The 8,409-nt window shown below is 63.0% G+C and carries 7 protein-coding genes and 1 pseudogene; 4 read left to right on the top strand and 4 right to left on the bottom strand.

The genetic code is table 11. The features are described from left to right. Position 1: 1 nt before the first annotated feature. The 3 genes from ABVQ20_RS38175 to tkt all read right to left on the bottom strand — a co-directional run bounded on the left by ABVQ20_RS38175 (position 2) and on the right by tkt (position 5,458). On the bottom strand, positions 2-1,876 hold the full coding sequence (locus ABVQ20_RS38175) for a potassium/proton antiporter (RefSeq protein WP_354464969.1): 1,875 nt from the start codon (positions 1,874-1,876) through the stop codon (positions 2-4). 368 nt (positions 1,877-2,244) lie between these two features. Further along, positions 2,245-3,255, bottom strand: a complete 1,011-nt coding sequence (gene gap / locus ABVQ20_RS38180) for a type I glyceraldehyde-3-phosphate dehydrogenase (RefSeq protein WP_354464970.1) — start codon at positions 3,253-3,255, stop codon at positions 2,245-2,247. A 211-nt stretch (positions 3,256-3,466) separates the two neighbouring features. Further along, positions 3,467-5,458: a transketolase gene (gene tkt, locus ABVQ20_RS38185; protein ID WP_354464971.1), complete on the bottom strand. Its 1,992-nt coding sequence runs from the start codon at positions 5,456-5,458 to the stop codon at positions 3,467-3,469. A gap of 261 nt (positions 5,459-5,719) precedes the next feature. Here tkt and ABVQ20_RS38190 point away from each other — a divergent pair, with 261 nt between their 5' ends. The 4 genes from ABVQ20_RS38190 to ABVQ20_RS38205 all read left to right on the top strand — a co-directional run bounded on the left by ABVQ20_RS38190 (position 5,720) and on the right by ABVQ20_RS38205 (position 8,245). Next, the gene (locus ABVQ20_RS38190) at positions 5,720-5,992 is read left to right on the top strand and encodes a DUF4164 domain-containing protein (protein WP_006200774.1); all 273 of its coding nucleotides are present in this window, start codon (positions 5,720-5,722) and stop codon (positions 5,990-5,992) included. A 19-nt stretch (positions 5,993-6,011) separates the two neighbouring features. Then, positions 6,012-6,377: a cell division protein ZapA gene (locus ABVQ20_RS38195; RefSeq protein ID WP_354464972.1), complete on the top strand. Its 366-nt coding sequence runs from the start codon at positions 6,012-6,014 to the stop codon at positions 6,375-6,377. A 186-nt stretch (positions 6,378-6,563) separates the two neighbouring features. Then, positions 6,564-7,223 (top strand): peroxiredoxin, encoded by a 660-nt coding sequence (locus tag ABVQ20_RS38200; RefSeq protein ID WP_354464973.1) that lies wholly within the window; start codon positions 6,564-6,566, stop codon positions 7,221-7,223. A gap of 146 nt (positions 7,224-7,369) precedes the next feature. Beyond that, positions 7,370-8,245 (top strand): MBL fold metallo-hydrolase, encoded by an 876-nt coding sequence (locus tag ABVQ20_RS38205; RefSeq protein WP_354464974.1) that lies wholly within the window; start codon positions 7,370-7,372, stop codon positions 8,243-8,245. 64 nt (positions 8,246-8,309) lie between these two features. Here the strand turns inward: ABVQ20_RS38205 and ABVQ20_RS38210 are convergent. Continuing rightward, a pseudogene (locus ABVQ20_RS38210) lies at positions 8,310-8,409 on the bottom strand (IS110 family transposase); the annotation flags it as partial.

Genomic DNA, 8,409 nt, shown 5'->3' on the forward strand with positions numbered 1-8,409 from the left:
CCTATTCCGTCTTTTCAGGAACCGGCGGCACCGCGGGCGTCTCTCGCGCCTCGGCGATCTGCGTCTCTGTCGGCTTGCGCCAGTTACGGATAAAGGCGGCCAGACGGTCGCCCATCTCGCCGGCGCTCAGGAACACAGGCACCCGCGCCACGGGCGCTGTCGGCTCGAAGGAAAGGCCAAGACCGATGATCTTGCCCTTGTCGTCGACGTCCCTGACAATCAGTTCGATCGGACCGAGCAGCACCCGGTCGGCATATTCGGCGTGGCCGCCGAGCCTCGCGGTGACCAAAGCGCCGATCGTCAGCTTCTGCTCCGCCTCGGTGAGGCCCGGTGCATAGGCGGCCTCCAGTTCCGTGGCGGAGCGCGCCGGATCGAGGGCAAAGGCGCCGAAGAAATCCGCATCCTCCGGATCGACCACCGCACGGCTGGCAAACAGCTTGTCGAGCAGGCGCGGATAGCGGTCGGGCACGAAGATATAAACCTGATCGCCGGCGGCCAGGCGGCCCATGTCCTGGAAGCGCATCGAGCGCCCGTCACGCAACACCAGCGAGGGCCGCGCCCAGCGCGGGATGCGCTCGCCGCGCGCCACCGGGCTGCCCGGTGCTACACGATAGGCGAGAAGCTCGTGGTGGGCCGAGCCCGGCAGTTCCAGTTCGACCTTGTCCAGGGGGCCAAGGCGAGCCGGCACGATGAGACCCAGGCGGCGCGCCAGCGGTCCGACGGTCCAACCCTGGATGATCAGCGACACCAGCACGATGATGAAGGCGGTGTTGAAGATGATGCGGCCGTTTTCGAGGCCACCGAGCAGCGGGGTGATGGCGAGCAGGATCGACACCGCGCCGCGCAGGCCGACCCATGAGACGAAGGCGACCTCGGGGCGGGGCAGGCGGAACGGGATCAGGCACAGCCAGACCGCGATCGGCCGCGCGACGAACATCAGGAACAGGCCGAGCCCTATGGCCGGCAGCATGATGGCCGGAAACTGCGAGGGCGTCGCGAACAGGCCAAGGATCAGGAACATGATGATCTGCGCCAGCCACGACATGCCGTCCTGGAAGCGTTTCAGGATAGTGACGGCGCGGATATCGGAATTGCCGGCGATCAGGCCGGCGATATAAACAGCCAGGAAGCCCGAGCCGCCAATTGCGCCGGCGGCGGCAAAGACCATCAGCGACAGGGTCAGGACGAAGATCGGCAGCAGGCCATGATCGAGGTTGAGCCGGTCGACGAGGCGCACGATGGCGAGGCCGCCGAGCACGCCGACGACAGCACCGAGCCCCATGTTGAGGAGGAAGCCGAGGACCAGGTTGGCAACGAGAACATTGGCTTCCGGATTGGCATGGGCGGCAATGATCTCGACCAGCGTGATGGTCAGGAAGATGGCGATCGGATCGTTGGTGCCGGATTCCACCTCGAGCGTCGAGCGGACGCGCTCGCGCAGATTGATCTCGCCGGCGCGCAACAGGAAGAACACCGCGGCCGCATCGGTCGAGGCGACGGCGGCGCCGAGCAGGAAGGATTCCAGCCAGGTGAGACTGAGGATGTAGTGAGCGGCAGCGCCGAACAGCCCGGTGGTCAGGATCACACCGAACGTTGCCAGCGACAGGGCGGGTCCGGCCGCTTGCCGCAGGGCGTTGAGCGGGGTGCCAAAACCGGAATCGAAGAGGATGACGGCCAGCGCCAGTGAGCCGGCAAAGTAAGCCACGCGCGCATTGTCGAACTCGATGCCGAGCCCGTCGGTTCCGGTGGCGAGACCAATGCAGAGAAACAGGAGCAGAAGAGGGGCGCCGAAGCGGAAGGCGATCAGGCTCGAAAACGCGGCGGCAACAACAAGCGCGGTGCCGACCAGCGTGACGAGATAGATCGCATGCTCCATCCGTGATTTGCCCCTCGAATTCCTCTGTTTCCCGCTTTACGTGAGAGTGGGGCGAAGACATGACCAGTGCAAGGCGGGAGGGTGGTTTTTTGCCCTATCCACCCAACTTCGTCATCCCAGGGCAGAGCAGCCGCGAAGCGGCGTCGCGGCGACCCTGGGATCCATTCCGCGATATCGGCCGAGGGATGCAGCGGAACAGGGCTCGGTACCGCCGCAACGCTCCAACGGCGCTGCATGGATCGAACCGCGATGGGCGTTCAGGCCAATCTCGAGGACATGCAATATGCCAACTTGAGGAGGCGAGCCAAGTGTCCAACGAAAAACGCCCGGACGAGCCGGGCGTTTTAGCTTGAAAGCCAGGCGCCTGATCAGGCGATGGTCTTGCCGAAGGCGACGGCGGTGTCGGACATGCGGTTGGAGAAGCCCCATTCGTTGTCGTACCACGACAGGACCGAAACGAAGTTGCCGTCCATGACCTTGGTCTGGTCGAGCGCCATGATCGAGGACCGGGGATCGTGGTTGAAGTCGATCGAGACGTTCGGGTGATGGGTGACGCCGAGAATGCCCTTGAGCTTGCCGTTCGAGGCGGCGATCACCGCGTCATTGATCTCCTGCACCGTGGTTGGGCGCTTGGCGATGAACTTGAAGTCGACGACCGAGACGTTCGGGGTCGGCACGCGGATCGAGATGCCGTCGAGCTTGCCCTTGAGGTCGGGCAGGACAAGACCGATCGCCTTGGCGGCACCCGTCGAGGTCGGGATCTGCGACAGTGCCGCGGCGCGTGCGCGGTAGAGATCCTTGTGCATGGTGTCCAGCGTCGGCTGGTCGCCAGTGTAGGAGTGGATCGTCGTCATCATGCCTTTTTCGATGCCGACCGTCTCGTGCAGAACGGCTGCCAGCGGCGCCAGGCAGTTGGTGGTGCAGGACGCATTCGAGATGACGATGTGGTCCTTGGTCAGCTGGTCGTGGTTGATGCCGTAGACGACGGTGAGGTCGGCGCCTTCGGCCGGAGCCGAGACGAGCACGCGCTTGGCGCCGGCGGTGAGGTGCGCGGCGGCCTTGTCGCGGGCAGTGAAGATGCCCGTGCATTCGAGCGCGATGTCGACGCCCAGTTCCTTCCACGGCAGTTGCGTCGGATCCTTGATCGCCGTGACCTTGAACTTTTCCTTGCCGACGGTGATCTGGTCGCCGGAAACCGAGACTTCGTGCGGGAAGCGGCCATGCACGCTGTCGAAGCGCAGCAGATGCGCGTTGGTCTCGACCGGGCCGAGATCGTTGACGGCGACCACTTCGATGTCCTTGCGGCCGGATTCGTGGATGGCGCGCAGGATGTTGCGGCCGATGCGGCCGAATCCGTTGATGGCAACTCTGACGGTCATTTTTCTCTCCTGGGAGCTGGAGGCAGACGATGGGTCCGCAGCTTCATAGCGGCGGAAGCGGAAAGAATCCAGCCGCGACGATGTGGATTTAAATCGATTAGGTTGGGCCAGTCCGGCGAAATCGCTTTGCGCGATTTCGCCGGGGCATCTTTGTTTCATGCATGTCGGTATCCCAAAACCGCTGAGCAATTTGGGGCGGCATGCATAGACCTTACTTGCCGTGCAGGCGGGCTTCCGCCGCCTTGGCCGCGGCTTCAGCGGTGATGCCGAAATGCGGATAGAGCTGTTCGATGGTACCGCTGGCGCCGAAGCCGGTCATGCCGATGAAGATGCCGTCTGAGCCGATGAGATGATCCCAGCCCTGGCGGATGCCGGCTTCGATCGCCATCTTGATCGGTGCGTTGCCGATCGTCTTCTTGCGGTAGTCGTCGCTCTGCTTGTCGAACAGTTCGAAGCAGGGAACGGAAACGACGCGGGTCGGATGGCCATGCTTTTCCAGCAGGTCGCGGGCAGCAAGCGCGATTTCGATCTCGGAACCCGTGGCGAAGATCGTCACGGCCGCTTCACCGCTGGCGGCAGCCAGCTCGTAGGCGCCCTTGCCGCTCAGGTTCTCGGCAACGAATTCGGTGCGCACCGTCGGCAGGTTCTGGCGGGTCAGCGCCAGCGTCGAAGGCGTCTTTTCCGACTCAAGGGCCAATTGCCAGCATTCGGCGGTCTCGACCGCGTCAGCCGGACGGAAGACATTGTGGTTCGGGATGGCGCGCAGTGCCGCCAGATGCTCGACCGGCTGGTGGGTCGGGCCGTCTTCGCCCAGACCAATGGAATCATGGGTCATGACGAAGATCGAGCGGATGCCCATCAGCGAGGAAAGCCGCATCGACGGACGGGCGTAGTCGGAGAAGCACATGAAGGTGCCGCCATAGGCGATGAGGCCGCCATGCAGCGTCAAGCCGTTGATCGCGGCGGCCATGCCATGCTCGCGGATGCCGTAGTGGACATAGCGCTGGCCGTAGTCGTCGGGGGTGATGTTCTTGGTCTGGCTGGTCTTGGTGTTGTTGGAGCCCGTGAGGTCGGCGGAGCCGCCGATGGTTTCCGGCACGGCGCCGTTGATGACCTCGAGCGCCATTTCCGACGATTTGCGGGTGGCGACCTTGGGCTTGTCGGCGGAGAGCTTCTTCTTGTAGTCGGCGATGACCGCGTCGAAATTGGACGGCAATTTGCCGGCAAGGCGGCGCTCGAACTCAGCCTTCAGCTTCGGCTCGGCCTTGGCCAGGCGACCTTCCCAATCGGTGCGCGCCTTGACGTTGGCCTGGCCGGCGGTGCGCCAGGCGTCGAGGATATCGGCTGGAATCTCGAAGGGCGGCGACTCCCAATTGAAGAACTTCCGCGCGCCGGCGATCTCGTCGGCGCCGAGCGGCGAGCCGTGCGCCTTGTTGGTGCCGGCCTTCGTCGGGGCGCCGAAGCCGATGGTCGTCTTGCAGGCGATCATCGTCGGCTTGTCGGAATGGCGGGCGGCTTCGATGGCATAGGCAATCGCTTCGGGATCCGTGCCGTCGATGTGGCTCGCGTTCCAGCCGGAGGCCTGGAAGCGGGCGACCTGGTCGGTGTTATCAGCGAGCGAGACGGGGCCATCGATCGAGATGTTGTTGTTGTCCCAGAAGACGATCAGCTTGTTGAGCTTGAGGTGCCCGGCAAGCGCGATGGCTTCCTGGGAAACACCTTCCATCAAGCAGCCATCGCCGGCCAGCACATAGGTGTAGTGATTGACGAGGTCGTTGCCGAAGGCGGCGTTCATGATGCGCTCGCCGAGCGCGAAGCCGACCGAATTGGCGAGGCCCTGGCCGAGCGGACCGGTCGTGGTCTCGATACCGGTGGCATGGCCGTATTCGGGATGGCCCGCCGTCTTCGATCCCAACTGGCGGAAATGCTTGATCTGGTCGATGGTCATGTCTTCGTAGCCGGTGAGATACAGCAGCGAATAGAGCAGCATCGAGCCATGGCCGGCCGACAGGATGAAGCGGTCGCGGTCGGCCCAGTGCGGAGCCTTGGCGTCGAATTTCAGGAAGCGCGTGAACAGTACGGTGGCGATGTCGGCGCAGCCCATGGGCAGGCCGGGATGGCCGGACTGGGCTTTTTCAACTGCGTCCATGGCGAGAAAACGGATCGCATTGGCCATCCGGTCATGTTGTTCGCGCGAGCTCATGCTTCCTCCAAAGTGGGGGGTTGGGACCGTGGGAAGGCCCTTGAAATGGTGCCGCGACACATAGCAGGCGCGGCCTTTTAGTCAACAAATCGGTGCGCCTTTGCCCGCCTTGTGATGGGCGTCAGGGCGGCACATTAGCGTTAGCGGGGGACAGTCGCGAGAGCTTTATTGACGTGCGCTTAACACGGCGCGTAATGTTTCCCAGATAACGCGTTCTGAACGCGAGCGATTCGGTGATGGGCAGGGTACAGGACGAAGGCCATGACCGGGGAAACGACACTGAAGGAAGTCATCGCCAGGCTGGGTAAGGCCATCGAAGGGCTGGAAAACGCCGTCGCGGCCAAGCTCGAGCATGAGCGGGACTATTCCGAAGCCGAGGCCGAAGTGCAGCGGATGAATGCCGACCGTTCACGGCTGGCGCAGGAGCTCGACAATTCCGAAGCGCGCGCCGAACGGCTGGAAGATGCCAACAAGGAAGTGTCGCGCCGGCTGGTGACCGCCATGGAAACCATCCGCGCTGTGTTGGACAGATAGGGGCTGGACAGGTAGGCCAATGGCACAGGTCACGGTTTCCATCGACGGCAAGCAGTATCGCATGGCCTGCGACGAGGGCCAGGAAGAGCATCTGATCGACCTTGCCGAGCGCTTCGACCGCTACGTCTCGCACCTGAAGGATTCATTCGGCGAGATCGGCGACCAGCGGCTGACCGTCATGGCCGGCATCATGGTCATGGACGAACTCTCCGAACTGCAAAAGCGTATCGCCGGGATGGAGAGCGAAGTGGTGACGCTGCGCAAGACGCGCGACGAGGCGCTGACCAAGGCCGACAAGAACGACAGCGTGTTGACCGGGGCGCTTGGCGCGCTTGCCCAGCGCATGGAGGATCTGGCTACCGCGCTGGTCGTGCCGAAAGCGTAGGCCTTCGCCTCCCGGTCCGTTGAACGGAAATTCCTGGATTTTCCGGCAAAAGACGAAATTTTTCCGCCACCAGTGCCGATGGCTGCCCTTATCGCGTTTTGAAGGATGGTGCCGGAGTGCTAGAAAGGTCGGCAGAGCCGACGGCTGGTTATTTGCGGCAGCAAGCACAAAGGGTAGGAGCACATCATGAGTCTTCGCATCAACGATATCGCGCCGGATTTCACCGCCGAGACCACGCAAGGGACGGTCAAGTTCCATGAATGGATCGGCGACGGCTGGGCGATCCTGTTCAGCCATCCGAAGAATTTTACCCCGGTCTGCACGACCGAGCTCGGCACGATGGCCGGGCTTGAGGGCGAATTCAAGAAACGCAATGTCAAGATCATAGGCATTTCCGTCGACCCTGTCGAAAGCCACGGCAAATGGAAGGACGACATCAAGACGGCGACGGGGCAATCGGTGAACTATCCGCTGATCGGCGACAAGGACCTCAAGGTGGCCAAGCTCTACGACATGCTGCCGGCGAGCGCCGGTGACACGTCGGAGGGCCGTACGCCCGCCGACAACGCCACGGTGCGTTCGGTCTACGTCATCGGTCCCGACAAGAAGGTCAAGCTGGTGCTTACCTACCCGATGACGACGGGCCGTAACTTCGACGAGATCCTGCGCGCTGTCGATTCCATGCAGCTGACCGCCAAGCACCAGGTGGCGACGCCGGCGAACTGGAAGCAGGGCGAGGACGTGATCATCACCGCCGCCGTCTCCAACGAGGACGCGATCAAGCGGTTCGGCGCCTACGAGACGATCCTGCCGTACCTGCGCAAGACCAAGCAGCCGTCCGCCTGAGCGGCCGGCTGCAACGGAAGAGTTTTCGGCGTTCCAGCTTCAGCAAGCCAAACGATGCTTGACTGGGCAATGTCGGTGGACAAACATCCTCGTCTTCGGTCCTGATAGAGAAAATCATTCCTTTCGGACCGGGCGAGGAGGTGGAATTGGACGCAGCGTTGGCCAAGCCTCAGGTCCGGGGCTTCTACGACAAGCCGAGCGGGTCGATCCAGTATGTCGTCGCTGATCCGCGGACGCGGCGATGCGCCATCATAGATCCGGTGCTGGATTTCGACGAGAAGTCCGGCGCCACGGCCACGAGGTCGGCCGACGCGCTGCTCGATTTCGTCCGGGAAAACCGGCTGGAGGTGGAATGGGTTCTCGATACCCATCCGCATGCCGACCATTTCTCGGCCGCCTATTACCTGAAGCAGAAGACCGGGGCGCCGGCAGCGATCGGCCAAGCGATCGTCGACGTTCAGCGGCTCTGGAAAGCCATCTACAATTGGCCGGACTTTCCCGCCGACGGGTCGCAGTGGGACAGGCTGTTCGCCGATGGCGCGGTCTTTTCGGTCGGTGGCGTTCCGGCAAAGGTCATGTTTTCGCCAGGGCATACGCTGGCCTCGATCACCTATGTGATCGGTGATGCCGCCTTCGTCCATGACACGCTGTTCATGCCCGACAGCGGTACGGCGAGGACGGACTTTCCCGGCGGCAGTGCCGAGCGGCTCTGGCGCTCGATCCAGGATATTCTGACGTTGCCCGACGAGACGCGGGTTTTCGTCGGCCACGATTATCAGGCCGGCGGCGGGCGTGAACCCCTGTGGGAAAGCACGGTCGCGCAACAGAAAGCCACGAACATTCACATCGCCGCCTGCAGGACGGAAGCCGATTTCGTGGCGCTCCGTCAGGCGCGTGACCGGACGTTGCCGATGCCAAGGCTGATCCTGCATGCGTTGCAGGTCAACATGAATGGCGGACGGCTGCCGGAGCCGGAAGCCAATGGCCGGCGCTACCTCAAGTTTCCGCTGGATGGGCTGTAGGTGGGCGGCCTTTCAGAACCCGGGTTCCTCGCCCAACGCGTGGGGAGAGCGACTATCTGGGGTGTCAAGTTGCATTTGCGAACTCGTTGCGCGCGTCGCGTGCTTTTGCATTGAGGATGACGAGAAGTTTTCGGGCGAGAGCGATGCGGATGAGCATTTTGGGC

The organism is Mesorhizobium shangrilense (genome assembly GCF_040537815.1).
Taxonomy (GTDB): domain Bacteria; phylum Pseudomonadota; class Alphaproteobacteria; order Rhizobiales; family Rhizobiaceae; genus Mesorhizobium; species Mesorhizobium shangrilense.